At 58.0% G+C, this 602-nt stretch carries 2 protein-coding genes; both read right to left on the bottom strand.

The genetic code is table 11. The features are described 5' to 3' along the window. Positions 1-280, bottom strand: a 280-nt coding sequence (locus K5E19_RS23445) for an ATP-binding cassette domain-containing protein (RefSeq protein WP_221553330.1), incomplete at its 3' end; no start/stop codon positions are given. Continuing rightward, on the bottom strand, positions 273-602 hold a 330-nt coding region (locus K5E19_RS23440), incomplete at its 5' end, for an ABC transporter permease (protein WP_221553328.1). The genes K5E19_RS23440 and K5E19_RS23445, both read right to left, overlap by 8 nt.

The following is a 602-nucleotide window of genomic DNA, read 5'->3' as shown; positions in this document are numbered from 1 at the left end:
TCGCAATGTCGTTGCCACGGATCTTGCGCATTTGCTCGGGGGTCTTCTTCGCCAGATCGTCATTCTGAAAGCGAATACTGCCGCCGGAGATGTGCCCGTTGCTGCCGAGCAGCTGAATGATCGATTTGCAGGTGACGCTTTTCCCGCACCCGGATTCGCCGACGATGCCGACCAGCTCCCCGGCCTGCACATGAAAACTCACGCCGCGCACCGCCTGTACGTTGCCATCGCGGGTGCGAAACGAAGTGTGCAGATTGTCGAGTTCTAATAAGTTATTCATCGCGGTTCGCTCCCGGCTCAAAGGCGGTGCGGAATACGTCGCCGAGCACGTTAAAACTAAATACCGTCAGCAAAATCAAAATGCCGGGGAACATCGCCAGCCACGACGCTTCGCCAATATAAGACTGGGCGTTGTTAAGCATGCTTCCCCATGATGCCGCCGGTGCCTGCACGCCCAGCCCTAAGAAGCTGAGCGTTGACTCCATCAGAATGGCCGAGGCGATATTCAGCGTGGCCGCCACGATAATGGTCGGCAGCACGCCGGGAATGATGTGGCGCACGATAATACGCAGCGGATGCGCTCCCGACGCGCGGGCATAAAG

The organism is Enterobacter sp. RIT637, from assembly GCF_019718755.1.
Classification (GTDB): domain Bacteria; phylum Pseudomonadota; class Gammaproteobacteria; order Enterobacterales; family Enterobacteriaceae; genus Enterobacter.
The sequence above is the reverse complement of the archived record's forward strand: the minus strand, read 5'-3'. Positions and strand labels throughout refer to the sequence as shown.